The following is a 22,280-nucleotide window of genomic DNA, read 5'->3' as shown; positions in this document are numbered from 1 at the left end:
AGCTGAGACACGGCTCGCGGCCCGCACATCGCCAGACCCGAGAGACAGACCATGACCAACACTACCGACGCGGCCAGCGCGGCCGCGAACACCCCCGGCTTGCCTGACGACACAAGGCGCCTGATCGAGATCGAGGACGCCATCGCGAAGATCCGCACGCAGATCGCGACGGCCGATCTGGCGCGGCAACGCACGGCCAGGCCGATCGACCCCGACTGGTTTCACCGCGCGCGCACGGCGCTGCGCCACCTCAACCGCGAGCGCGCCGAGATCGTCGCCCGTCAGGGCGGCCGCCGCCGGCGCGAACGGCTAAAGGACACGATCATCGCCGTCCTGCGCGAACGCCATGATAGCGCCGCCTGGACCGCGGTGCTGGCGGAGGCGCGGGCACGGCTCGAGCGGGAGGAGGCATGCTGATGGCCGAGCTTCCCGAACCCCCGACGCCGACCCTTTCCGCGATCTACGCCTCCTACGAGGCCCGGCAGGGCGACGGCTTCCGCGACCACCTCGGCGCCTCGCTGATCGGCAAGTCCTGCGCCCGTGCGCTCTGGTACGACTTCCGCTGGGCAACGCCCGCGCGGCACACGGGCCGCATCCTGCGGCTGTTCGAGACCGGCCAGCTGGAGGAGTCCCGGCTCGTCCGCGATCTGCGCGCCACCGGCGCCACGGTGCTGGAGGTCGATCCCGAGACCGGACGGCAGTTCCGCGTCGAAGCCCATGGCGGTCACTTCGGCGGCTCGCTCGACGCCGTCGCCCTCGGCCTGCTCGAGGCGCCGAAGACCTGGCACGTCGTCGAGTTCAAGACGCATTCCGCGAAGAGCTTCGCCGAGCTGGTCGCCAAGGGCGTCGCGCTCGCCAAGCCCCAGCACGCGGCGCAGATGCAGGTCTACATGCACCTGACCGGCATCACGCGGGCGCTCTACGTCGCGGTCTGCAAGGACACCGACGCGCTGCACATCGAGCGCGTGCCGGCCGACCCCGAGATGGGCGAGCGCCTGCTGGAAAAGGCGCGGCGGATCATCTTCGCCCAGCATCCGCCCGAGCGGATCAGCGCGGATCCCGCCTGGTTTGAATGCCGCTTCTGCGACCACCACGAGCTCTGCCACGGCGAGGGGGCCGCGGCCGTCACCTGCCGGTCCTGCCTGCATTCGACGCCCATCGAAGCGCTTCCAGAAGAAGCGGGCGCCGGTTCTTCGTCCGGAAGCGCGACCAACAGGGATGTGGGCGGCTGGCACTGCGCGCGCCACGACCGGCTGCTCGACCCGGCGGACCAGCGCCGCGCCTGCCCGCGGCACCTTTTCATCCCCGATCTCGTCCCCGGCGAGGTGACCGACGCAGGCGAGGACTTCGTCTCCTACCGCATGCGCGACGGCTCGGCCTGGACCAACGACGCCCGCGAAGAGGAGGCCGCCGCATGCTGACCCTGCGCCCCTACCAGCAGGCCGCGATCGCCTCGATCTACGGCTATTTCGAGAAGGAGAGCGGCAACCCGCTCGTCGTGATCCCCACCGCCGGCGGCAAGAGCCTCGTCATGGCCGCCTTCATCGAGGGCGTACTCAAGGCCTGGCCCGACCAGCGCGTGCTGGTCGTCACCCACGTCCGCGAGCTGATCGCGCAGAACCATGCCGAGATGCTGGGGCTCTGGCCCGAGGCACCGGCTGGCATCTACTCGGCCGGACTCGGCCGCCGCGATGCGCGGGCCCGGATCCTCTTCGCCGGCATCCAGTCGATCCACGACAAGGCGACGCGTATCGGCCATGCCGATCTGGTGCTGATCGACGAGGCCCATCTCATTCCGGGCCGGTCGAACACCATGTATCGCCGCTTCCTCAACGATCTGCAGGCGATCAACCCCGCGCTCAAGGTGATCGGTCTGACGGCGACGCCGTTCCGGCTCGACAGCGGGATGCTGCACGAGGGCGAGAACGCGCTCTTCACCGACATCGCCTACGAGGTGTCGGTCCGGGACCTGATCGATCAGGGCTATCTCTCCCCGCTCATCTCGAAGCAGACCAAGACCCGCCTCGACGTGACCGGCGTGGGATCGCGCGGTGGCGAGTTCATCGCGCGCGATCTCGAGGACGCGGTCGACCAGGACGCGATCACGCGCGCGGCCGTGGACGAGGTCATCGCCCATGGCGAGACGCGGCGGTCCTGGCTCGCCTTCTGCTCGGGTGTCCGCCACGCCACCCATGTCGCCGAGGAGTTCCGCCGCCGCGGGGTCAGCTGCGCGACGATCTTCGGCAAGACGCCGAAGGACGAGCGTGACGCGATCATCGCCGCCTTCAAGCGCGGCGAGATTCGGGCGCTGGCCTCCATGGGCGTGCTGACGACGGGTTTCAACGCGCCGGCCGTGGACCTGATCGCCATGCTGCGGCCCACGAAGTCGGCGGGGCTCTATGTCCAGATGGCCGGTCGGGGCACACGGCTCGCCGCGGGCAAGGAGAACTGCCTCGTTCTCGACTTCGCGGGCAATGTCCGCCGACATGGCCCCATCGATCTGGTGCGCCCCAAACGGCCGGGCGGTCCGGGCGACGGGCCGCCGCCCACGAAGATCTGCCCGAAATGCGGGACCATCGTGGCTGCGGCGGCTCTCGAATGCCCCGGTTGCGGCTTCGAGTTCCCCGGCCGCGAGGTGAAGCTCGAGCCGACCGCCTCGACGCTGGAGGTGCTGTCGACCGGCAAACCGCAATGGGTCGGCGTCACCGACGTCACCTACAGCCGCCACGAGAAGCGCGGCGGGCGGGTCTCGCTCAAGGTCACCTACCGCTGCGGGTTCGCCTTCCACACGGAATGGGTCTGCTTCGAGCACGAGGGCTATCCGCGCCGGAAGGCCGCGAGCTGGTGGCGCGAGCGGGCGCCCGAGCTGGAGATCCCTGCGTCCGTCGACGAGGCGCTCATCCTCGCGGACCGGCTCCGCCGCCCCACCGAGATCGCCGTCCGCCCCGCGGGCCGCTTCACCGAAATCACCGCCTACAGGTTCGCCCCATGCCTTACGTCCGTGCCGGGCTCTGCGCCGTCTGCCATCGAGAACCCCGCGGCTGGGGCTGGTTCGACGCGCGCTTTGCCGTCTCCGACCCGCGACGCGACACGAGCCGCCGAGACCTCTGCAGCCGGGCTTGCCAGGACATCTGCCACCGGAGGTCGGGCATGATCGATCCGACCCCCAATGAGACGGCGGCCATGGTCGAGGGCGGCAAGGCCGGCGGCGCCTATCTCGACAGCCTCGGCCGGACCGATCTTGCCCTGCTCACCGAGGATGAGTGGGACGCCTTCGTCGAGGTGATCGTCACTGGCTACTGCGACCACCTACGCGACCAGGCGGCGAAGGACCGCGCGCGGCTCGATGGCATGATCCCGGAGGTGCCCTTCTGATGGCGGACACCTCGTGGATGGCGCGCGTGGGCGCGCGGCTCGTGACCAACGGCTACGCGATCCTGCCGATCGCGCCCGGCACCAAGAAACCCGGCCAGTTCGCCCGTGCGGCCTGGCACGACTACCCGCAGTGGAACCGGCATGCCAGCCGCGCCACGACCGAGATCGAGGTCGCGACCTGGTCGACCTGGCCCGACTGTGGGGTCGGGATCGTCGGGGGTGCGGTCGCAGCACTCGACATCGACATCGCCGAGGATGGTGATCTCGCGCTGCGCATCGAGCGGCTGGCCCGCGAACGGCTGGGCGATACGCCGGCGCTCAGGATCGGAAAGGCGCCGAAGCGGCTCCTCGTCTATCGGACGACCCAGCCATTCGCCGGGATCCGGCGCGCGCCGCTCGAGATGCTCTGCCTCGGACAGCAGTTCGTGGCCTATGCCAAGCATCCCGACACCGGCCGGCCCTACGCCTGGCCGGAGGAGGGGCTCGCGGATCTCGACATCGAGAGCCTGCCCGAAATCGACGCCGAACAGGCAGCGGCCTTCCTCGACGAGGCGTTGGCGCTGATCCCGCCCGAGCTGCGCCCGAAGAGCCTCGGCGCGAAGGGGGCGAACGTGGCGGCCCAGCAGTGTCTGCCGGGTCACGCGCAGGCCGGCACGCAGGCCGCGATCCGAAGCGCGCTCGCCTGGCTGCCCAACGCCGAGCTCGATTACGACAGCTGGATGCGCATCGGCATGGCACTGAAGGGTGCCTTGGGCGATGAGGGCGCGACGCTCTTCACCGAATGGTCGGCGCAGGCGGCCAAGAACGACCCGGCCGCGACGGCGAAGGCTTGGGCGAGCTTCAGGCCCGCGCGGATCGGCGCCGGCACGATCTATCACCTCGCCATGGAGAAGGGCTGGCGTCCCGACCCCGACCTGCTGCTCGACGGCAGTCAGAAGGCGTGTGCGGCCGACGAGCATCCCGCGGCCGGCCTCCTCGCGCGGCTCGCCCAGCCCGAAGCCCCGCCGCCGATCCTCCCGCCGGCACCGTCCTTCACACTGACGATCCCGGGCGGGCTCGTGGGCGATCTCGCGCGCTACATGATCGAGACGGCGCGCAGACCGCAGCCGCTTCTCGCGGTGGGCGCGAGCCTCTGCGCCCTCGGCGCACTGATGGGGCGGCGCTACCGCACCGAGTCAGACCTGCGCACCAACCTCTACATCGTCGGCATCGCCGACAGCGGCTCGGGCAAGAACCATGCCCGCGAGGTGGTGAACCGTCTCTTCTTCGAGGCGGGGCTCGCGCATCACCTCGGCGGCAACAAGATCGCCTCGGGCGCGGGGCTGCTGACCGCGCTCCACCGCCAGCCGGCGATCCTGTTCCAGCTCGACGAGTTCGGGATGTTCCTCTCGGCCGCGGCCGACCGCAAACGCAGCCCGCGCCACGTCACCGAAATCCTCGATAACATGACGGAGCTCTACAGCGCGGCGAGCGGCGTGTTCCTCGGTGCGGAATACGCCAACCGGGACGGCTCGAACGAGCGGCGCGACATCGTCCAGCCCTGCCTCTGCGTCTATGGCACGACGACGCCGCTGCATTTCTGGGGGGCGCTTCAGGGCGCCAATGTCGTCGACGGCTCGCTCGCCCGGTTCATCATCCTTGCGACCGAGGAGGACTACCCCGACGAGAACCGCGCGGCGCGCTTGCAGCCCTCGCCGCCGGCGCTGATCGAGGGGCTCCAGCGCATTGCGGGCGGCACAGGGGGCGGGAACCTCACCGGGCGGACGGCCGGTCCCGAGACCGCGGTGGAGCCGATGACCGTGCCGATGCACGAGGACGCGCGAGCGCGCTTCGATACGCTCGGCGACGAGATCACGGCCAAGCTCAGGGCCGCGGCCGGCACGTTCCAGACCCCGATCCTCGCGCGGATCGCGGAGAACGCGGCCAAGGTCGCGCTCGTCCTGGCCGTGGGGCGGGATGCGGTCCGGCCCGTCATTCGGATGGAAGACGCCGTCTGGGCGATCGAGTTCGTGCGCCACTTCGCCCGGCGCACCATCGACGCGGTCGAGCGCCATGTCGCCGACACCGAGACCGAGGCGCATCTGAAGCGCCTGCGCGAGATCATCCGCAAGGCTGGGGCGGCGGGGATGACCAAGTCCGAACTCACCCGCGCCTCGCAATGGCTCCGGGCGCGCGACCGCGACGACATCCTGCTCACGCTGGTCGAGAGCGGCGACATCGTCACGGTCGAGCAGGAGACCGGGGGCCGGAAGGCCATGCGCTTCCGGGCGCTGCGGTGAGGGCCGGCGCGATGCTTCCTTCAAGACGCCCCATCCTTCACTTGAAGGAAGTTTCCGCCCAAGCCCCTGTCGTGACGCGAAAAATCCGGCGAGAGGGACTTCTTTCAATATTTCACGCAAAGACCCTCGCGCGTGGGAGAGGAGGGGTATGCCACACATACCCATTGAAGAAACTGAAATATTGAAAGAAGATATGAAATGCCTTTCTCTCAATGGCTTACAGCCCCACTTCCTTCAAGCGGAGGGACTGAAGCCGTTGAAGAAAGCCTTGGGCGCTCACCACGCCCCGACCATGACCCTGACCCGATCTCGCGATCCCGGTCCGGGCGCGCGTGCTGCCTTCGATCCAGGCAGGCGTGGGCCTTGGCCGATCACTCGAAGAGGAGGTCGTCATGGACCGCTCCCCACACATCGCTCCGGCGCCTTCCATGGCCGCCGGCGCTCTCGACCGCTGCATTCTCGCGCTGGATCTCGGCACCAGCACCGGCTGGGCGCTGCGCTCGGCCGAAGGGCTGATCACCAGCGGGACCGCGAGCTTCAGGCCAGGCCGCTATGATGGCGGCGGCATGCGCTACCTGCGCTTCACCAACTGGCTCACCGAGATCGACCGCTTGTCCGGCCCAATCGCCGCCATTTGGTTCGAGGAGGTGCGCCGCCATGCCGGTACGGACGCGGCCCATGTCCATGGCGGGCTGATGGCTACGCTGACCGCATGGGCGGAACTGCGCGGCGTGCCTTACGAGGGCGTTCCCGTCGGCACGATCAAGCGGCACGCCACCGGCAAGGGCAACGCGCCGAAGGAGGCAATGATCGCGTCTGCGCGTGCCCGGGGCTTCAGCCCCGCCGACGATAACGAGGCCGATGCCATCGCGATCCTCGTTTGGGCGATCGAGACGAATGGAGGTGTCGCATGAGGTGGCATCCCAAGGGCTACGGTGGCCGTCGTCGCGACCCCGAGCAGGTGAAGCGCGAGGGTTGGCAGGAGCAGGGAGTGCTGGCGGTGTCAGTGGATGATGACCGGTTGAGCTGGCCTGAACGGGAGCTCGTTCGCCAGTTGGGCGAACGGCTCTACGGACCGCGTGCTGCCGACGATGGAGGGTGCCATGGATAAGTGGACCCCGTCTCTCGTCGAGGCCCGCCTGGCCGAGGCCGCCTGGGTGCTCAAGCGCCTGCCGGAGCCGCGCCGGCAAGGCTACTTCAGCACCTGGCCCGAGATCATCCATTCCTTCGGCGACAAGGTGGGCCAGGAGCCAAGGCCCATGCGCGTGCTGCCCTCGCCGCAGGCGATCAGCCGGATGGAGGAGACGCTCTCCTGGACGGTGGGCCTCGATCCCGTAGACGGCAGGATCATCTGGATGCGCGCTTACGGGGAGCGGTGGAAAACCATCTGCTGGACGGTCGGGCTGCAGCGCTCGGCCGCCCACCAGCACTGGCTCTACGGGCTCTGCGTCATCGCGCTGAGGCTCAACCGGCGGCGGTTCAACCGCAACCTGTCGAAGCGGAAGGTGATCGAGCTGGCCCGCGGCGCGTGATGGAGCGCAAGAGCGGGAAAGATGTGCGGCGGACACATTTCGACGGGACGAAAACGCCTCTCCCGGGGTAGAAAACGGGTATCCTCGGGAGAGGCGCGCGCGGGGACGCCTTGAAAGGCGGCGTTATAACGCATATTATAACGCGGGTGTTCACGGAGGCGCCGCCATGTCCAGCCTGAAGCTCACCAGCATCGGAAATTCCGTGGGGGTCGTCTTGCCGAAGGAGCTTCTGGCGAAGCTTCGCGTCGGCAAGGGCGACCGTCTCTATGCTGTGGAAACGCCGAACGGGATCGAGCTGACGCCCTACGACCCGGAGTTCGCGGCACAGATGGATCTCGCCGAAGAGATCATGCGCGAGGATCGCGACGTGCTGAAGAAGCTCGCTGAATGAGCGATCGGATCGCATGGGTGCGCCCCGACGTGGTCGAGGCCATCCACAACCGGCAGCTTGCCGAACACGGTGGCAGGCCGGGTATCAGGGGTCGCGGGGCGCTCGCTTCGGCCTTGCAGCGTCCGAAGGACAGGCTGGCCTATGCCGACCCGGCGCCGGACCTGGCCGAGCTCGCCGCGGCCTACGGGTTCGGCATCGCCCGCAATCATCCCTTCGTGGATGGCAACAAGCGCACGGCGCTGGTGGTGATGCGGCTCTTCCTGCGGCTGAACGGCGCCGATCTGGTGGCGTCGCCCGAGGAAAAATACGCCGCCATGATGGCGCTTGCCGCCGGCAGGATGGACGAGGTCGGTCTCGCGGACTGGCTGCGGCAGCACATCGTCGTCTAACCCTTTGAAACAACGGTTCCTTTCGGGCCGAGATCGTATGCTGGCGGGCTTGGCGCGGGATTTCGCCAGCGACAGGGCCGGATTTTTGGGAAGCCACCCGGAATCCGGATCCACCCTCGGCGTCGAAAAATCGTCGTAACATCAAATACATGACCGGCCGCGCGGGGTGGATACCCCGTGGATGCCGGAGTCCAGCACGCAAGCCGGTGGACTCCGCTTTGCCGGAATCCACCACCATTCACGGAACACCGCCCATGACGCTGAGCTTCGCCCCCGAGCGGATCGAGATGTGGCCGCTGTCAAAGCTCCAGCCCTACGCCAAAAACGCGAAGGTGCACGGGTCCGACCAGGTGGCGAAGATCGCCGCCAGCATGGCCGAGTTCGGCTGGACCGTGCCTTGCCTCGTGGGCGAGGACGGCGAGCTGATCGCGGGCCATGGCCGGGTGCTGGCCGCGACGCAGCTCGGGCTGACCGAGGCACCGGTGATCGTGCTGGGGCATCTGACCGAGGCGCAGCGGCGGGCCTATCGTCTGGCCGACAACAAGCTCACGGAACTCGGCGACTGGAACGAAGCCGTTCTTTCGGCGGAACTGCAGGATCTGCTCGCTGACGATTTCGACCTGTCGCTGGTCGGTTTCTCGGATGGCGAACTCGACAAGCTGCTGGCCTTCGATCCGGACGGGGTCGGTGAAGAAGAAGGCGGCGCCGGGGGCTCGGTGCCTCCGGTGACCATCCCCGAGCCGCCGCGTAATCCCGCATCGCGGATGGGCGACCTGTGGATCCTCGGTGATCATCGCCTGCTCTGCGGGGACTCGACCAACCATGAGGACGTCCGCCGCCTGATGAACGGCGAACGCGCGGTGCTGTTCGCGACCGATCCGCCGTACCTCGTCGATTACGACGGCTCGAACCACCCGACCCGCAACAAGGACTGGTCGGCCTCCTACGGCACGACCTGGGACGACAGCTCGCAGGGCGCGGAGCTCTACGACGGTTTCATCGCCGCCGCTGTCGCCGAGGCGATCACCGAGGATGCCGCCTGGTATTGCTGGCACGCCTCGCGCCGCCAGGCGATGCTGGAAGAGTGCTGGGAAAGGGCGGGCGCCTTCGTGCACCAGCAGATCATCTGGGTGAAGGACCGCGGGGTTCTCACCCGGTCGCATTACCTCTGGAAGCACGAGCCCTGCTTCATGGGCTGGCGCCGCCCGAACCGCCCGCCGAAGGTGGCCGAGGAAACGCTTCCTTCGACCTGGGAAATGCCGAGCTTTGCCAGGGACGAGCGCCCGGATCATCCGACGCCGAAGCCGCTCGACGCCTTCGGGATCCCCATGCGCCAGCACGTCGCGCGCGGCGGGCTCTGCTACGAGCCATTCTCGGGCTCCGGCTCGCAGATCATGGCGGGCGAGGCCAACGGCCGCCGCGTCTTCGCGATGGAAATCAGCCCGGCCTATGTCGACGTCGCCGTGGAGCGCTGGCAGGCCGAAACCGGCAAGGACGCGATCCTCGACGGCGACGGCCGGACCTTCGCTGAGGTGAAGGCCGAGCGGCTGGGCGATACCGCCGCCACTGGGGCCGATGCCCCTGCCTGATGGCCGTCTACTACAACGATGCCGATCCCGCGGCCTGCGCATGGCTGCGGGAGCTGATCGCGGCCGGGTTGCTGCCGGACGGTGAGGTGGACGACCGGTCCATTCTCGAGGTGGAGCCCCCGGACCTGCACGGCTTCACGCAATGTCATTTCTTCGCCGGGATCGGCGGCTGGCCCTATGCGCTGCGCCTCGCGGGCGTCGCGGAGGACCTGTCCGTCTGGACCGGATCGCCACCCTGCCAGCCTTTCAGCCAGGCCGGGCAGCGCAAGGGACAGGACGATGACCGCCATCTCGCGCCAGCCTTCCTGCGGCTCGTCGCCGCCTGCCGACCGAAGCTCGTCTTCGGCGAGCAGGTCGCGAGCGCGGCGGTGCTCGGAAAGGTTGGCGGCACGGCTCGAACGGCAGCTGAAGGTTCGGCTGGCTGGGCGTGGTTCGACGCTCTGGCGGCAGACCTGGAAGCGGCATCTTACGCCGTCGCGGCGGCCGATCTGCCGGCTGCGGGCATTGGCGCGCCGCACATCCGCCAGCGACTGTTCTTCGGCGCCGTCGCTCTGGAACCGGGCGGGCTGGGCGACAGCCTCGGCGCGGGATCACAAGGACGGATCGGAATGCCGGGCGGTGCCGATCAATGCGCTGCTCGGCAGGCAGGTCTGGCTGGCGGGCTGGCCAACGGCGATGGCGGGTTCGCCCGCGACGGCAGCGTACAACGCGGCGGGCAACACGGATGCAAGCCGCAGGACGGTGAAGCTGGTCGACTGGTCGAAAGCGCCGACCCCAGCGGGACCGATGCGACGGACGGCGTCTGGCGAGATCCGGACTGGCTCCTCTGCAGGGATGGGAAGTGGAGGCCCGTTGAACCCGGAACATTCCCGCTGGCTGATGGGATACCCGGCCGCATGGGGCTTTTGCGGGGCTACGGCAATGCGATCGTGCCGCCGCTCGCGGCGGAGTTCGTGACGGCGTTTCTGGCGTGACGGCGTTTCTGGAGAGCCTAGGATGAAGCAGAGCCGCGCCATGTCGCTGGTCGAGGCGGTAACGAACGTCATCGTCGGCTACGTTCTGGCCATCGCCACGCAGATCGTCGTGTTCCCGTGGTTCGGGATCGAGACGGGCCTCGCGGAGCATCTGACCATCGGCCTCGCCTTCGTCGGCGTCTCGCTGGCGCGCGGCTACCTGCTGCGTCGCCTGTTCGAGGCGATCCGAATCCGGGGCGCGCAATGAAGAACCGCCGCCCGGGGTTGGACGGCGGCATCGGGTCCGTCGTGGTGTGCGGCGTCAGTCGTCAACGATCATGTAGGTCCTGCCGCGCCTCTCGACCTTCTCGGAGGTGATCGTCAGGCCCAGCTTCTTCCTGAGGACGCCCGACATGGCGCCCCGAACCGTATGCGGCTTCCATCCGGTGGCTTCGACAATCTCGTCGATGGTCGCGCCGCCTTCGGCGCGGAGCATCTCGATGAGGATTTCCTGTTTGGTGCCTTTCCGTCGCCGGACCGGGGTGGGCGGCGCGTCCGCCGGAGTCTCGTCCTGCGAGTCGGTGATCCCGAGGGCGCTGTAGGCGAGCGGGGTGGCGCGCAGCGTGATCGGGCCGCGCTCCTCGTCGTGCCGCCAGACGGTCTCGAGATCGGTCGCCGGGACCTCCTCGATCAGCCCGCGCTTCAGCAGGCTCTTGCAGACATTGCCGACGGCGCCGCCCTTGAGGCTGGCGGTGACGGGGAAGATGGACCCGTCCTCGCGCGCGCAGGCGGTGGAGAGGATGACGGCTTGGGCGTCGGAAAGCTGGATCTGGGTCATGGGGTCGTCTCCTTCATCGGGGCCGCGACCATCGCGACCCTTCCACGACCCCAGGCCGCGCCTCGGCGCGGCGGGAGTTCCGGCGGGGGGTGCCGGTCACGCGTCGGGAGCGTCCTCGCCGAAGGCGAAGGCGCAGAGCTCGCGCAGCCGCTCGGCGATGTGGCCGAGACTGCCGACATGGCCCCAGTTCACCTCGTCGGGGCCGACGTTGAAATGCTCGTCGCTGAGCGCCTGCAGGCGGGCGAGCATCTCGTCGATCTCGGCCTTCTTGCCGATGAAGGCGGCGAGCGCGTTCGACCGGTTCCTCGAACCGTTGGCGGAACCGGTCTCACCACGGTTGCGGCGGGCCTTCTCGGCGCGAAGTTCATGCCGGGGTGTGGTCTCGGGGATCAGGCGGGTCATGGCTGGCTCCGGGTGAGTTGCATCGTCCTCGTGGGATGGACGTTTGCTCCACACGCCCCGCTTATCAAGCGGATAAACACCTGACTTTGAATGATAATCGGAGCCCGTCATGCAGGGCATGAGCGAGCGCCGGTATGCTGCCCGTGTGGGACTGTCGCGCGGCGCGATCCAGAAGGCCAAGGCGACGGGGCGGCTGGTGCTGCACGAGGACGGCAGCATCGACGCGGAGGCGTCCGACAGGCTGCGCGCGCAGGCGACCGACCCGTCGAAGACCAGGAAGGCGCCGAAGAATGAACCTAAACTGAAGCCGGTGCCCGAAGCCGCGGTGTCCGCCGTTGGCGAGACTCTCAAGGAACAGGGCCTCGCCGCCCCCGCGACGGGCGGCGGCACCACCTTCCTGCAGGCGAAGATCGCGCATGAGGTGCTGAAGGCGCAGGAGCGGCGCATCCGGCTGCAAAGGCTCAAGGGCGAGCTCGTCGATCGCGCCCGGGCAGAGACGCTGGTGTTCCGGCTCGCGCGCGAGGAGCGCGATGCCTGGGTGAACTGGCCGGCGCGGGTGGCCGCGCTGATGGCGGCGGAACTGGGAACGGATACGGCGGCCATGCAGAAGGTTCTGGAGGCCCATGTCCGCGCCCATCTCGAGGAACTCGCCCAGCCAAGGATCGCTTTCTGACGAGGCCGCACGGTTCGAGGGCGCCGAGGCGCTGCTGCGGGCCTGGAGCCGCGGGCTCACGCCCGATCCCTGGCTCACGGTCTCGGAATGGGCCGACCGGCATCGCTGGCTGAGCTCGCGGGCGAGCGCCGAGCCGGGCCGCTACCGGACGGACCGCACGCCCTACATGCGGGCGATCATGGACGCGCTCTCGCCCGGTCACCCAGCCCAGCGGGTGGTGTTCCAGAAGGCCGCGCAGGTCGGCGCGACGGAAGCCGGCAACAACTGGATCGGCTTCGTGATCCACCAGGCGCCGGGGCCGATGCTGGCGGTCCAGCCGACGGTGGAGCTGGCCAAGCGCAACTCGCGCCAACGGATCGACCCGCTGATCGAGGAGAGCCCGGCGCTGAGAAAGCGCGTCCGTCCGGCGCGGGCGCGCGACAGCGGCAACACGCAGCTCTCGAAGGACTTCCCCGGCGGCGTGCTGGTGCTGACCGGCGCGAACTCGGCGGTGGGGCTGCGCTCGATGCCGGCGCGCTACGTCTTCCTCGACGAGGTCGACGCCTATCCGGCCTCGGCCGACGAGGAAGGCGATCCGGTCGCGCTCGCCGAGGCGCGCTCGCTGACCTTCGCGCACCGGCGCAAGGTGTTCCTGGTCTCGACGCCCACGATCCGCGGCGTCAGCCGGATCGAGCGCGAATACGAGGCGTCCGACCAGCGCCGCTTCTTCGTGCCGTGCCCGCATTGCGGCGCGATGCAGTGGCTGCGGTTCGAGCGGCTGCGCTGGGAAAAGGGCAGACCGGAGACGGCGGCGTACCACTGCGATGCCTGCGAGGAGCGGATCGAGGAGCACCACAAGACGGCGATGCTGGCGGCAGGTGAGTGGCGGGCCACCGCAGAGGCCCACGATGCGCGGACGGTGGGGTTCCATCTCTCGGCGCTCTATTCGCCGCCGGGGTGGAAGAGCTGGGCCGACATCGCGCGGGACAAGGAGACGGCGGCGGGGTCCGACGAGGCAGAGCGGGTGTTTCGCAACACGGTGCTCGGGGAGACCTGGATCGAGACGGGCGACGCGCCGGACTGGCAGCGGATCGCCGAGCGGCGCGAGGACTGGCCGGCGGGCACGGTGCCGCACAAGGGTCTGTTCCTGACCGCCGGCGCCGACGTGCAGAAGGACCGGATCGAGGTCGATGTCTGGGCCTGGGGCCGGGGCCTGGAAAGCTGGCTCGTCGATCATGTCGTGATCGAGGGCGGGCCGGCGCGCCCGGAGAGCTGGGAGGCGCTGACCGACTTGCTCGGCCGCAGCTGGCGGCATGCCGGCGGCGCGGAGCTGGGGCTGGCGCGGCTCGCCATCGACACGGGCTACGAGACCGCGGCGGTTTACGCTTGGGCGCGCTCGGTCGGCTTCGCGCAAGTGGCGCCGGTCAAGGGGGTCGAAGGCTTCAACCGGTCCAGTCCCGTCTCCGGGCCGACCTATGTCGATGCGACCGTCTCGGGCAAGCGCCTGCGCCGCGGCGCGCGGCTCTGGACGGTGGCGGTGCCGACCTTCAAGGCCGAGACCTACCGCTTCCTGCGGCTGGCGCGGCCGACGGCGGAGGAACTGAGCGAGGGCGCGGCGTTCCCGCCCGGGACGGTGCATCTGCCCGGCTGGGCCGACACCGAGTGGATCCGGCAGCTCGTGGCCGAGCAGCTGGTGACGGTGCGCAACCGGCGCGGCTTCGCGAAGCTCGAATGGCAGAAGCTCCGCGAGCGCAACGAGGCGCTCGATTGCCGGGTGTATGCCCGCGCCGCCGCCTGGATCGCCGGCGCCGATCGCTGGGGCGAGGCGACATGGGCCGACCTGGAGGAGCAGGTGGGCATCAAGGGAACGGAACCGGACCGGGCCGAGGGGCAGGCGCCCGCGGGCCGGATCCACCGCACACCGGGGCGGCGCGCGCGGCGCGTCTTCCGCTCGAGCTACATGGGGTGAGCCATGCTTGTCGATGACCTGATCGCCCGGCGCGAGGCGCTGCTCGAGGCGCGCTATCGCGGCGTGCGCACCGTCGAGGTGGAGGGACGGCGCATCACCTATGCCACGGACGCCGAGATGGCCGCGGCGCTTGCCGATATCGAACGCCGCATCGCCGATGCCAGTGCCGGCCGGCGCCGGCGCATCGTGCGGGCCACCGCCAGCAAGGGGCTCTGAATGCGGCGCGCGCTCGGCCATCTGCGCCGGCAGATCGGCGCCCTCGTCGGCGGCTTCGATGCCGGCCAGGGCGGGCGGCGGCTGCGGCACTTCCAGCCCTCGCGCGCCCATCTCAACACGCTGGTCGCGGCGGCGGGCGCCGACATCACCGCCCGTGCGCGCTGGCTCTCGCGCAACAACGGCTATGCGGTCAACGCCGTCGAAAGCTGGGCCGGCAACGTGGTCGGCGCCGGGATCAAGCCCTCCTCGCTCATCGCCGATGCCGATCTGAAGGCACAGGTCCAGCGGCTCTGGCTCGACTGGACCGACGCGGCGGACGCCGAGGGCTTGACCGACTTCTACGGGCTGCAGCGGCGTGCCGCGCGTGAGGTGTTCATCGCGGGCGAAGTGTTCTTCCGCTTCCGCCCGCGCCGGCCAGAGGACGGGCTGTCGGTACCCCTGCAATTGCAGATGATCCCCTCGGAGATGCTGCCGCTCACCCGCAACGACCCCTTGCCCGGCGGCGGGGCGATCAGGCAAGGGATCGAGTTTGACGCCATCGGCCGGCGCGTCGCCTATCACTTCCTGCGCCGCCATCCGGGCGACGTGACCGATCCGGGGCTGGCGGGCGAGACCGTGCGGATCCCCGCCTCGGAGATCGTGCATGTGGTCGATCCGGTCGATGCCGGGCAGCTCAGGGGCGTGTCGCGCTTCGCGCCGGCGGTGGCGAAGCTGTTCCTCCTCGACCAGTATGACGATGCCGAGCTCGACCGGAAGAAGGTCGCGGCGATGCACGCGCTCTTCATCACCACGCCGGCGCCGGCCGAGGCGTTCGATGCGGCCGAGAGCGACGAGGACGGCGCGCGGGTGCTCGACCTGCAACCGGGCAGCGTGACGATGCTGGCGCCCGGCGAGGAAATCCAGACCTCGAGCCCCGCCGATGTCGGCCAGACCTACGAGCCCTTCCAGTATCGCACGCTCCTGCAGGTCTCGGCCGCGCTCGGGGTGCCGTACGCCTACCTCACCAACGACATGGTGCGCGCCAACTACTCGAACTCGCGGCTGGCGCTTCTGGAGTTCCGCCGCCGGGTCGAGGCCTACCAGCACGCGGTGATGGTGTACCAGCTCTGCCGTCCGGTCTGGGCGCGCTGGATGGACAGCGCGGTGATGGCCGGCGCGCTGAAGATGCCCGGCTACGCCCGGCGGCGCGGGGAGTATCTCGCCTGTTCCTGGCTTCCCCCGAAATGGGACTGGGTCGATCCCCTGAAGGATGCCCGCGCCGAGATCGAGCAGATCGAGGCGGGGCTGAAGAGCCGGGCGCAGGCGCTCTCGGAACGCGGCTACGACGCCGAACAGGTGGATGCCGAGATCGCGGCCGATCGCGCGCGCGAGCGGCGGCTGGGGCTCGCCTTCGGCGCCGTCGGGCAGACGGCCGCGAGCCCGGACGCCCCGTCCGCAACCACGGAAGACTGACGCCATGACCATCGCACCCCTTGCCGAGCGGCTTGCCGGTCGGCCGCTGGCGCTCGGCCCGACGGCGCTCTCCGCGCTCTGCCGCAGCGGCCCGGTCGAGGCCGGACCCGCCGGCTTTCCGCCGCGGGCCGCGCCCGATCCGGGCTACACCGTGACTGGCGACGGCATCGCCGTCGTGCCGATCCTCGGGCCGATGCTGGCGCGCGGCGACTGGCTGACGGCGGCGCTCGGGCTCGCCGATTACCACGCGCTCGGGGCGACGCTTGCCGAGGCCTTCGCCGACGCTTCCGTGCGTGCCGTGCTGATGGAGATCGACTCGCCCGGCGGCGAGGTGGGCGGGCTCTTCGATCTGGTCGACGAGATCCGCCGCCTTGCCACCGAGACCGGCAAGCCGGTCTGGGCTGTCGCCTCCGAGGCCGCGCTCTCGGCCGCCTGCGCCATCGCCTCGGCCGCGGGCCGGATCTACGTCACCCGCACCGGCGAGATGGGCTCCATCGGCGTCGTCGCGCTCCATGTCGACGAGAGCGCCGCCGATGCCATGGCCGGGCGGCAGTACACCCTGATCCATGCCGGGGCGCGCAAGATCGACGGCCATCCCCATGCGCCGCTCGACCCCACCGCCCATGCCGCGATCCAGGCCGATGTGGACGCGCTGCACGGCGAACTCGTGGCCCTCGTCGCGCGCAATCGCGGCCTCGCGCCTGAAGCGATCCGCGCGATGGAAGCGGCGACGTATCGCGGCGCGTATGCCGTCGAGGCCGGGCTGGCCGATGCGGTCGGCGCCACCCGCCAGGCGCTGGCCGATCTTGCCGGTCACATCGGCGCGCCGTCGCGCGCAACCCGCAGACCAAACCTTGAGAGGAGACCCTCCGCCATGAGTGAAGACATGAGCCCCGATCCCGTCGCGACCGAGGACAGCCCCGTCGCGGCTGCCGCGACCGACGCCCCGGACACCCTGCCGCCCGAACCCGCCCCGCCAGTCAGCGATACCGCCGGCGCCGAAAGTGCACCCGACCCGGCCGCCGCGCTCAGGGCCGAGTTTGCCGAGATCGCCGCCATCGCCGCGCAGGCCGCCCGGCTCGGGCTGACCGTCGATGCCGCCGCCGCGCTGGCGCAAGGGATCGGCGCCGATGCGCTCCGCCGGTCGGTGCTCGAGGCGCTCGCCACCCGCGCCGAGGCGACGGCCATCGTCTCCACCGCGCCCTCGGGCGGCGCCGGCGCCGAGAGCCCGATCATCCGCCGCGCCCGCCAGCGCGCGGCCCGCAACACGTGAGGTAAGCCATGCCGACCCTGACCAGCCCGCCCACCCTGGGCGATCTCCTGAAATACGAGATCAACGGCAATTACTGCCGCGAGACCGTGACCCTGCGCGGCGGCGCGAGCTATCCGCTCGGCGCGGTGCTCGGCGAGGTCACCGCCAGCGGCAAGTACATCCTCTCGCCGGCCGCCGCCGTGGTGGGCGACGAGGGGGCCGAGGTGGCGCGCGCCGTTCTCCTCGAAGCGGTCGATGCCACCGGGGGCGACGCCACCGGCCTCGTTCTCGCCCGCGGCCCCGCCATCGTCGCGAAATCCGCCCTCGGCTTCGACGCTTCCGTCGATCAGCCCGCCGAGATCGCCGCCAAGCACGCCGAACTGGCCGCGCAGGGCATCGTTGCCCGCGATGCGGCCTGAGCCCGGAAGGACCCCAGATCATGACCGTCATCACCAACCCGTTCGACGCGGGCGGCTACACGCTCGCGGAGATGACCGAGGCCATCAACATCCTGCCCAATGTCTATTCCAGGCTCGGGCAGATGGGCCTCTTCCGCTTCGAAGGCATCACCCAGCGTTCGGTGATCATCGAACAGGCCGAGGGGGTGCTGAACCTCCTGCCCACCGTGCCGCTCGGCGGCCCGGCCACCGTCGCCGGGCGCGACACCCGCGCCATGCGCTCCTTCACCGTGCCCTGGATCCCCCATGACGACGTGATCACGCCGCAGGACATCCAGGGGGTGCGGGGCTTCGGCGTGGCGGACGCCGCCGATCCGCTGGCCACCGTCATGGAGCGCAAGCTCACGCGGATGCGCATCAAGCACGCCCAGACCCGCGAGTTCATGGAGGTCAACGCCCTGCGCGGCATCGTCCGGGACGGAGCCGGCACCACGCTCTACGACTACTTCGCCGAGTTCGGCATCACCCGGCTCGAGACCGACTTCGTGCTCGGCACCGCCTCGACCAACGTGCAGGCGAAGATCCGCGCCGTGCTGCGCCAGGTCGAGACCGAGCTCAAGGGCGAGACCATGTCCGGCGTGCTGGCGCTGGTGAGCCCCGAGTTCTTCGACAAGCTGATCGGGCATGCCAAGGTCGAGGACGCCTGGAAATACTTCTCGTCCACCGGGGCCCAGCCCCTGCGCGAGGACACCCGGCGGCGCTTCCCCTTTGGCGGCATCGTCTTCGAGGAGTACAACGCCACCGTCACGCTCTCGACGGGCGCGACCGAGACGCTGATCCCCGCCGGCGAAGGCATCGCCTTCCCGCTCGGAACCACCGACACCTTCGTCACCTTTGGGGCGCCCGCGAACCTCGTCGAGACGGTCAACACGGTCGGCGTGCCGATCTACGCCCGCCAGCTCGCCCGGCCCGACGGCAGCGCCATCGACGTCAAGACCGAGGCCTCGATCCTGCCGGTGAACAAGCGCCCGCGGCTTGCCGTGCGGATCTTCTCGAGCAACTGATGAGCGTGTTCGCCGCGGCGGTGGAGGTGCTCTTCGCGGACCCGCATCTCGGCCGCGACGTGGTCTACTCCGCCGAGGGTGGCGTGCCGGTTCTCGTGCGCGCCATCCTGCGCCGGCCGGACGAGGTGACGGGCTTCGGCGAGGCGCGCATCTGGTCGGAGACCACCAGGCTGGACCTGCGCGTGGCCGAAGTTCCAGCCCCGCGCCCCGGCGACCGGATCGAGATCGACGGCGAGGCGTTCCTCATCCAGGGCGAGCCCGTCCGCGACCGCGAGCGGCTGGTCTGGACCGTGGACCTGCGGCCGTCCTAGAACGAGGTGGGCGAAAGGTGCAGGGACACACAGGAGGCCAGATGCGACACGATTGGAGCCGTCTCAATCACATGCAAATCGGCCGCTATGCGGAGTATTTCGCCAAGATGCATCTCGTGCTGCTCGGTCTCGACGTTTACTCCGCGGAGGTTGACGACCGTGGGATCGATTTCGTGGTGCGTCAGGAGCCGGACAGGTATTGGGATGTGCAGGTCAAATCGGTTCGCAAGCTGAACTATGTGTTCATGCGGAAGGAGGTCTTTCGCCCGCGGCACAACCTCCTTCTCGCCCTTGTCCTTTTCGAGGAGGAAAGGGAGCCGGACCTTTATCTGATCCCAGCCTCGCGCTGGGAGACGCCGGACGGGCTGTTCGTCGACCGCGACTATGACGGAAAGGCCAGCAAACCCGAATATGGTCTGAACCTGTCCCGCAAACGGCTTCCTGAACTCGATCCGTTCCGTTTCGATCATGCCGGGGCCAGCATTTTTGGTCCAAGCGCTCCGGCCTGATCGCCTGCGTCACTACGATGAAGCTGAAGCTCGACATCACCCCGGACCTCGTCGCCGCCATGGCCGCCGAGGTGAAGGCGGGCGAGAAGGCCGTCACCGCCGCCATGCGCGAGGCCGGGACCGGGCTCAAGACCGCCTGGCGCGGCCAGATCACCGGCGCCGGGCTCGGGCGGCGGCTCGCGAACTCGATCCGGAGCCAGACCTACCCGAAAGCCGGCGAGAGCCTGAACGCGGCGGCGCTGGTCTGGTCCAAGGCGCCGGTCATCGTAGGCGCCCACGACACCGGCCCGCTGATCCGCTCCCGCGATGGCTTCTGGCTGGCGATCCCGCTGCCCGCCGCCGGAAAGGGGCGGCGTGGCGCGAAACTGACCCCCGGCGAATGGGAACGCCGCCGCGGCCTGCGCCTGCGCTTCGTTTATCGCCGGCGTGGCCCCAGCCTGCTGGTCGCCGACGGGCGGCTCAACACGAATGGCCTCGGGGTCGCTTCCCGTTCCAAAACCGAACGCGGCCGCACCACCGTGCCGATCTTCCTGCTGGTCCCGCAGGTCAAGCTGCCGAAGCGGCTCGACCTGGACCGGGACGCCGAGCGGGCACTCGACAGCGTGCCGGGGCTGATCGTGGCGAACTGGGTAGAAACCCGCCTCTGAAGCCCATGGTCGACAGCTGCCTCTGATTGGCATATATTGCCAATGAAGGAGAAAGCACCATGGCCACGAGAAACGTCGTCCTCACCGAAAGCCAGTCCGCGCTGGTCGATCGCCTGGTCGCCACTGGGCGATATCAGAATGCCAGCGAGGCCCTGCGCGCGGGGCTGCGGCTCCTGGAAAGCGAGGAAGCACAACTCGATGCTCTGCGCGCGCGGCTCGAGACCGGCCTCGACCAGGCCCGTCGCGGCGATCTTGCCGAGGGCTCGGGTGAGGACGCCATCCGGCGGGCCTTCCGCGCCGCGCGGTCCGATCGGTGAGTGGCAAGCCGTGGCGGCTGACACGGGCAGCCGAAGCATCGCTCGTCGACATCGCGCTCTGGACCATCGAGACCTTCGGCCCGCGACAGGCCGAGGCCTATGAGGCCGACCTGATCGAGCGCTGCGCGGCAATCGCGCGGGACGAGGCGCCTTGGCAGAGCTGCAGCAAGGTCATCGATCCGCGCCTGCCCGAGGATCTGCGGTTCACCCGCTGCGGCGAGCATCTGATCGTGTTCGTGGACGAGCCCGACCGCGTGATCATCGTCGATTTTCTGCACGGCCGGCGGGATCTGCCCGCGCGGCTGACGGACCGGCTGCGTCGGGGCGACTGAACGGCCTATCTCAACCATTCGAGACCTCGATGCCCACCCCACGCGAAACCATCCTCGCCGCGCTGCATGCGCGGCTCTCGGCGCTGCCCGCCACCGTACTGCGCGGCGATGTGCTGCCCGAGCGCGTGCCGGCAGAGGGCCTCCTGATCCTTCGCGATGGCGAGCCGGGGGAACCCGAGGTGACGCTGTCGCCGCTGGCCTACCACTTCCAGCATCGCGCCGAGATCGAGGCGGTTGTGCAGGGCGCGGGCCGTGACGGGGCCTTCGACGCGCTGATCGCCAGCATCGGCACCGCCATCGCCGCCGACCGCACGCTGGGCGGGCTCTGCGACTGGGTCGAGGCGGAAGCGCCGCGGCCGGTCGATCTGCCCGTCGAGGGGGCTGCGAGCCTCAAGGCCGCCGTCATCCCGGTAGTGCTGCACTATTCCACGGCCGACCCGCTGGTCTGACCGCAACAACCTCAGGAGACTACCATGGCACGCGCCCAGGGGGCGCGGTCGCAGCTGGCGGCCGCGTTCGAGACGACCTATGGCACCGCCCCGGCCTCGGGCTTCATGCAGATGCCTTTTGCCAGCGCCTCGCTCGGGGCCGAGCAGCCGCTGCTGGCCTCCGAGCTTCTCGGCTATGGCCGCGATCCGCTCGCGCCGATCAAGGACGCGGTGACGGCCGATGGTGACATCACCGTCCCGCTCGATGCCGAGGCTTTCGGCTTCTGGCTGAAGGCAGCCTTCGGCGCGCCGACCACGACCGGCACCACCAACAAGACCCACACCTTCAAGTCGGGATCGTGGTCGCTGCCCAGCATGGCGATCGAGGTGGCGATGCCGGAGATCCCGCGCTTCGCGATGTATACGGGCTGCGTGCTGGATCAGTTGAGCCTGCAGATGCAGCGTTCGGGGCTGCTGACGGCGGATGTGAAGCTGGTCGCGCAGGGAGAGAACGTCGCCACCGCCACGGCGGCGGGAACGCCCACGGGTTATGCCCTGCAACGGTTCGGCCATTTCAACGGGGCGATCAAGCGCAACGGCACCGCGCTTGGCAACATCGTCTCGGCCGATCTGACCTACGCGAACAATGTCGAGCGCATCGAGACCATCCGCAACGACGGGCGCATCGACGGGGCGGACCCTTCGATCGCCGCGCTGACCGGGAAGATCGACGTGCGCTTTGCCGACACGACGCTGATGGATCAGGCGCTGAACGGCACATCGGCGAGCCTCGAGTTCTCATGGGTGATCTCGGCCAATGTGAGCCTGACGATCACTGCCCATGCCGTCTACCTGCCGCGGCCCCGGGTCGAGATCCAGGGGCCGCAGGGCATCCAGGCCAGCTTCGACTGGCAGGCGGCGTACGATTCCGTGGCCGGGCAGATGTGCACGGTCGTTTTGAAGAACGCAGTCGCGAGTTACTGAT

General features: G+C 69.5%; 28 protein-coding genes. 26 read left to right on the top strand and 2 right to left on the bottom strand.

The window, feature by feature from the left end; translation table 11 throughout:
• The first annotated feature begins 51 nt into the window (after positions 1-51).
• The 12 genes from BLQ14_RS14170 (at position 52) to BLQ14_RS14110 (ending at position 10,776) form a co-directional block, all read left to right on the top strand.
• The gene (locus BLQ14_RS14170) at positions 52-417 is read left to right on the top strand and encodes a hypothetical protein (protein WP_092501228.1); all 366 of its coding nucleotides are present in this window, start codon (positions 52-54) and stop codon (positions 415-417) included.
• Complete coding sequence (locus BLQ14_RS14165; protein ID WP_092501227.1) at positions 417-1,421, top strand: PD-(D/E)XK nuclease family protein; 1,005 nt, start codon at positions 417-419, stop codon at positions 1,419-1,421. The genes BLQ14_RS14170 and BLQ14_RS14165 overlap by 1 nt, the downstream gene beginning before the upstream one ends.
• Entirely contained in the window at positions 1,415-3,154 is a 1,740-nt protein-coding gene (locus BLQ14_RS14160; RefSeq protein WP_092501226.1) for a DEAD/DEAH box helicase, read from the top strand. The genes BLQ14_RS14165 and BLQ14_RS14160 overlap by 7 nt, the downstream gene beginning before the upstream one ends.
• Complete coding sequence (locus tag BLQ14_RS14155) at positions 3,151-3,375, top strand: DUF6511 domain-containing protein (protein WP_092501225.1); 225 nt, start codon at positions 3,151-3,153, stop codon at positions 3,373-3,375. Before BLQ14_RS14160 ends, BLQ14_RS14155 begins: the two co-directional genes overlap by 4 nt.
• Complete coding sequence (locus BLQ14_RS14150; protein ID WP_092501224.1) at positions 3,375-5,654, top strand: PriCT-2 domain-containing protein; 2,280 nt, start codon at positions 3,375-3,377, stop codon at positions 5,652-5,654. The genes BLQ14_RS14155 and BLQ14_RS14150 overlap by 1 nt, the downstream gene beginning before the upstream one ends.
• Positions 5,655-6,046: 392 nt before the next feature.
• A complete protein-coding gene (locus BLQ14_RS14145; RefSeq protein WP_211295365.1) occupies positions 6,047-6,568 on the top strand; it encodes a crossover junction endodeoxyribonuclease RuvC in 522 nt (173 codons plus the stop codon).
• A 189-nt stretch (positions 6,569-6,757) separates the two neighbouring features.
• A complete protein-coding gene (locus tag BLQ14_RS14135; protein WP_092501223.1) occupies positions 6,758-7,186 on the top strand; it encodes a DUF6362 family protein in 429 nt (142 codons plus the stop codon).
• A 166-nt stretch (positions 7,187-7,352) separates the two neighbouring features.
• Positions 7,353-7,577 carry an AbrB/MazE/SpoVT family DNA-binding domain-containing protein gene (locus BLQ14_RS14130; RefSeq protein ID WP_092501222.1) on the top strand — a complete coding sequence of 75 codons (225 nt, stop codon included), beginning with the start codon at positions 7,353-7,355 and terminating at the stop codon, positions 7,575-7,577.
• A complete protein-coding gene (locus BLQ14_RS14125) occupies positions 7,574-7,966 on the top strand; it encodes a type II toxin-antitoxin system death-on-curing family toxin (RefSeq protein ID WP_092501221.1) in 393 nt (130 codons plus the stop codon). The genes BLQ14_RS14130 and BLQ14_RS14125 overlap by 4 nt, the downstream gene beginning before the upstream one ends.
• 254 nt (positions 7,967-8,220) lie before the next feature.
• The gene (locus tag BLQ14_RS14120) at positions 8,221-9,555 is read left to right on the top strand and encodes a site-specific DNA-methyltransferase (RefSeq protein ID WP_092501220.1); all 1,335 of its coding nucleotides are present in this window, start codon (positions 8,221-8,223) and stop codon (positions 9,553-9,555) included.
• Positions 9,555-10,529, top strand: coding sequence for a DNA cytosine methyltransferase (locus BLQ14_RS14115; protein WP_092501219.1), 975 nt, complete (start codon positions 9,555-9,557; stop codon positions 10,527-10,529). Before BLQ14_RS14120 ends, BLQ14_RS14115 begins: the two co-directional genes overlap by 1 nt.
• Before the next feature lie 22 nt (positions 10,530-10,551).
• Positions 10,552-10,776: a DUF7220 family protein gene (locus BLQ14_RS14110; RefSeq protein WP_092501218.1), complete on the top strand. Its 225-nt coding sequence runs from the start codon at positions 10,552-10,554 to the stop codon at positions 10,774-10,776.
• A gap of 54 nt (positions 10,777-10,830) precedes the next feature.
• Here BLQ14_RS14110 and BLQ14_RS14105 read toward each other — a convergent pair whose 3' ends face one another.
• Both BLQ14_RS14105 and BLQ14_RS14100 read right to left on the bottom strand, forming a co-directional pair.
• Positions 10,831-11,346: a DUF3489 domain-containing protein gene (locus BLQ14_RS14105; RefSeq protein ID WP_092501217.1), complete on the bottom strand. Its 516-nt coding sequence runs from the start codon at positions 11,344-11,346 to the stop codon at positions 10,831-10,833.
• A 96-nt stretch (positions 11,347-11,442) separates the two neighbouring features.
• The gene (locus tag BLQ14_RS14100) at positions 11,443-11,748 is read right to left on the bottom strand and encodes a hypothetical protein (RefSeq protein ID WP_092501216.1); all 306 of its coding nucleotides are present in this window, start codon (positions 11,746-11,748) and stop codon (positions 11,443-11,445) included.
• A 109-nt stretch (positions 11,749-11,857) separates the two neighbouring features.
• Between BLQ14_RS14100 and BLQ14_RS14095 the strand changes: the two genes are divergently transcribed.
• From BLQ14_RS14095 to BLQ14_RS14030, 14 genes are read left to right on the top strand one after another with little or no spacing between them, the layout of a single operon-like run.
• Positions 11,858-12,421: a hypothetical protein gene (locus BLQ14_RS14095; protein ID WP_092501215.1), complete on the top strand. Its 564-nt coding sequence runs from the start codon at positions 11,858-11,860 to the stop codon at positions 12,419-12,421.
• On the top strand, positions 12,372-14,369 hold the full coding sequence (locus BLQ14_RS14090; protein WP_092501214.1) for a phage terminase large subunit family protein: 1,998 nt from the start codon (positions 12,372-12,374) through the stop codon (positions 14,367-14,369). Before BLQ14_RS14095 ends, BLQ14_RS14090 begins: the two co-directional genes overlap by 50 nt.
• Positions 14,370-14,372: 3 nt before the next feature.
• Positions 14,373-14,585: a phage head-tail joining protein gene (locus tag BLQ14_RS14085; protein WP_092501213.1), complete on the top strand. Its 213-nt coding sequence runs from the start codon at positions 14,373-14,375 to the stop codon at positions 14,583-14,585.
• The gene (locus tag BLQ14_RS14080; protein ID WP_092501212.1) at positions 14,586-16,037 is read left to right on the top strand and encodes a phage portal protein; all 1,452 of its coding nucleotides are present in this window, start codon (positions 14,586-14,588) and stop codon (positions 16,035-16,037) included.
• Positions 16,038-16,041: 4 nt separating this feature from the next.
• A complete protein-coding gene (locus BLQ14_RS14075) occupies positions 16,042-17,310 on the top strand; it encodes a S49 family peptidase (protein WP_092501211.1) in 1,269 nt (422 codons plus the stop codon).
• Positions 17,311-17,318: 8 nt separating this feature from the next.
• A complete protein-coding gene (locus BLQ14_RS14070; RefSeq protein WP_092501210.1) occupies positions 17,319-17,708 on the top strand; it encodes a head decoration protein in 390 nt (129 codons plus the stop codon).
• Positions 17,709-17,728: 20 nt separating this feature from the next.
• On the top strand, positions 17,729-18,751 hold the full coding sequence (locus BLQ14_RS14065) for a major capsid protein (RefSeq protein WP_092501209.1): 1,023 nt from the start codon (positions 17,729-17,731) through the stop codon (positions 18,749-18,751).
• Positions 18,751-19,062: a head-tail joining protein gene (locus BLQ14_RS14060; protein WP_092501208.1), complete on the top strand. Its 312-nt coding sequence runs from the start codon at positions 18,751-18,753 to the stop codon at positions 19,060-19,062. The genes BLQ14_RS14065 and BLQ14_RS14060 overlap by 1 nt, the downstream gene beginning before the upstream one ends.
• Before the next feature lie 41 nt (positions 19,063-19,103).
• Positions 19,104-19,571, top strand: a complete 468-nt coding sequence (locus tag BLQ14_RS14055; RefSeq protein WP_092501207.1) for a hypothetical protein — start codon at positions 19,104-19,106, stop codon at positions 19,569-19,571.
• 17 nt (positions 19,572-19,588) lie between these two features.
• On the top strand, positions 19,589-20,218 hold the full coding sequence (locus BLQ14_RS14050; protein WP_092501206.1) for a DUF6441 family protein: 630 nt from the start codon (positions 19,589-19,591) through the stop codon (positions 20,216-20,218).
• Between the two features lie 59 nt (positions 20,219-20,277).
• The gene (locus BLQ14_RS14045) at positions 20,278-20,535 is read left to right on the top strand and encodes a type II toxin-antitoxin system ParD family antitoxin (RefSeq protein ID WP_092501205.1); all 258 of its coding nucleotides are present in this window, start codon (positions 20,278-20,280) and stop codon (positions 20,533-20,535) included.
• Entirely contained in the window at positions 20,532-20,867 is a 336-nt protein-coding gene (locus BLQ14_RS14040) for a type II toxin-antitoxin system RelE/ParE family toxin (RefSeq protein WP_245657122.1), read from the top strand. Before BLQ14_RS14045 ends, BLQ14_RS14040 begins: the two co-directional genes overlap by 4 nt.
• Before the next feature lie 29 nt (positions 20,868-20,896).
• The gene (locus BLQ14_RS14035) at positions 20,897-21,316 is read left to right on the top strand and encodes an acyl-CoA transferase (RefSeq protein WP_092501204.1); all 420 of its coding nucleotides are present in this window, start codon (positions 20,897-20,899) and stop codon (positions 21,314-21,316) included.
• Between the two features lie 24 nt (positions 21,317-21,340).
• Positions 21,341-22,279: a phage tail tube protein gene (locus BLQ14_RS14030; protein WP_092501203.1), complete on the top strand. Its 939-nt coding sequence runs from the start codon at positions 21,341-21,343 to the stop codon at positions 22,277-22,279.
• The last annotated feature ends 1 nt before the right edge of the window (position 22,280 follow it).

Source organism: Meinhardsimonia xiamenensis (genome assembly GCF_900102905.1).
Taxonomy (GTDB): Bacteria; Pseudomonadota; Alphaproteobacteria; order Rhodobacterales; family Rhodobacteraceae; genus Meinhardsimonia; species Meinhardsimonia xiamenensis.
This window is presented reverse-complemented; position numbering and strand designations above follow the sequence as displayed.

Excerpts from the sequence above, each read along its gene's own strand:
- BLQ14_RS14170 (WP_092501228.1), top strand. The coding sequence starts at position 52 with ATGACCAACACTACCGACGCGGCCAGCGCGGCCGCGAACACCCCCGGC.
- BLQ14_RS14165 (WP_092501227.1), top strand. The coding sequence starts at position 417 with ATGGCCGAGCTTCCCGAACCCCCGACGCCGACCCTTTCCGCGATCTAC.
- BLQ14_RS14160 (WP_092501226.1), top strand. The coding sequence starts at position 1,415 with ATGCTGACCCTGCGCCCCTACCAGCAGGCCGCGATCGCCTCGATCTAC.
- BLQ14_RS14155 (WP_092501225.1), top strand. The coding sequence starts at position 3,151 with ATGATCGATCCGACCCCCAATGAGACGGCGGCCATGGTCGAGGGCGGC.
- BLQ14_RS14150 (WP_092501224.1), top strand. The coding sequence starts at position 3,375 with ATGGCGGACACCTCGTGGATGGCGCGCGTGGGCGCGCGGCTCGTGACC.
- BLQ14_RS14145 (WP_211295365.1), top strand. The coding sequence starts at position 6,047 with ATGGACCGCTCCCCACACATCGCTCCGGCGCCTTCCATGGCCGCCGGC.
- BLQ14_RS14135 (WP_092501223.1), top strand. The coding sequence starts at position 6,758 with ATGGATAAGTGGACCCCGTCTCTCGTCGAGGCCCGCCTGGCCGAGGCC.
- BLQ14_RS14130 (WP_092501222.1), top strand. The coding sequence starts at position 7,353 with ATGTCCAGCCTGAAGCTCACCAGCATCGGAAATTCCGTGGGGGTCGTC.
- BLQ14_RS14125 (WP_092501221.1), top strand. The coding sequence starts at position 7,574 with ATGAGCGATCGGATCGCATGGGTGCGCCCCGACGTGGTCGAGGCCATC.
- BLQ14_RS14120 (WP_092501220.1), top strand. The coding sequence starts at position 8,221 with ATGACGCTGAGCTTCGCCCCCGAGCGGATCGAGATGTGGCCGCTGTCA.
- BLQ14_RS14115 (WP_092501219.1), top strand. The coding sequence starts at position 9,555 with ATGGCCGTCTACTACAACGATGCCGATCCCGCGGCCTGCGCATGGCTG.
- BLQ14_RS14110 (WP_092501218.1), top strand. The coding sequence starts at position 10,552 with ATGAAGCAGAGCCGCGCCATGTCGCTGGTCGAGGCGGTAACGAACGTC.
- BLQ14_RS14105 (WP_092501217.1), bottom strand. The coding sequence starts at position 11,346 with ATGACCCAGATCCAGCTTTCCGACGCCCAAGCCGTCATCCTCTCCACC.
- BLQ14_RS14100 (WP_092501216.1), bottom strand. The coding sequence starts at position 11,748 with ATGACCCGCCTGATCCCCGAGACCACACCCCGGCATGAACTTCGCGCC.
- BLQ14_RS14095 (WP_092501215.1), top strand. The coding sequence starts at position 11,858 with ATGCAGGGCATGAGCGAGCGCCGGTATGCTGCCCGTGTGGGACTGTCG.
- BLQ14_RS14090 (WP_092501214.1), top strand. The coding sequence starts at position 12,372 with ATGTCCGCGCCCATCTCGAGGAACTCGCCCAGCCAAGGATCGCTTTCT.
- BLQ14_RS14085 (WP_092501213.1), top strand. The coding sequence starts at position 14,373 with ATGCTTGTCGATGACCTGATCGCCCGGCGCGAGGCGCTGCTCGAGGCG.
- BLQ14_RS14080 (WP_092501212.1), top strand. The coding sequence starts at position 14,586 with ATGCGGCGCGCGCTCGGCCATCTGCGCCGGCAGATCGGCGCCCTCGTC.
- BLQ14_RS14075 (WP_092501211.1), top strand. The coding sequence starts at position 16,042 with ATGACCATCGCACCCCTTGCCGAGCGGCTTGCCGGTCGGCCGCTGGCG.
- BLQ14_RS14070 (WP_092501210.1), top strand. The coding sequence starts at position 17,319 with ATGCCGACCCTGACCAGCCCGCCCACCCTGGGCGATCTCCTGAAATAC.
- BLQ14_RS14065 (WP_092501209.1), top strand. The coding sequence starts at position 17,729 with ATGACCGTCATCACCAACCCGTTCGACGCGGGCGGCTACACGCTCGCG.
- BLQ14_RS14060 (WP_092501208.1), top strand. The coding sequence starts at position 18,751 with ATGAGCGTGTTCGCCGCGGCGGTGGAGGTGCTCTTCGCGGACCCGCAT.
- BLQ14_RS14055 (WP_092501207.1), top strand. The coding sequence starts at position 19,104 with ATGCGACACGATTGGAGCCGTCTCAATCACATGCAAATCGGCCGCTAT.
- BLQ14_RS14050 (WP_092501206.1), top strand. The coding sequence starts at position 19,589 with ATGAAGCTGAAGCTCGACATCACCCCGGACCTCGTCGCCGCCATGGCC.
- BLQ14_RS14045 (WP_092501205.1), top strand. The coding sequence starts at position 20,278 with ATGGCCACGAGAAACGTCGTCCTCACCGAAAGCCAGTCCGCGCTGGTC.
- BLQ14_RS14035 (WP_092501204.1), top strand. The coding sequence starts at position 20,897 with ATGCCCACCCCACGCGAAACCATCCTCGCCGCGCTGCATGCGCGGCTC.
- BLQ14_RS14030 (WP_092501203.1), top strand. The coding sequence starts at position 21,341 with ATGGCACGCGCCCAGGGGGCGCGGTCGCAGCTGGCGGCCGCGTTCGAG.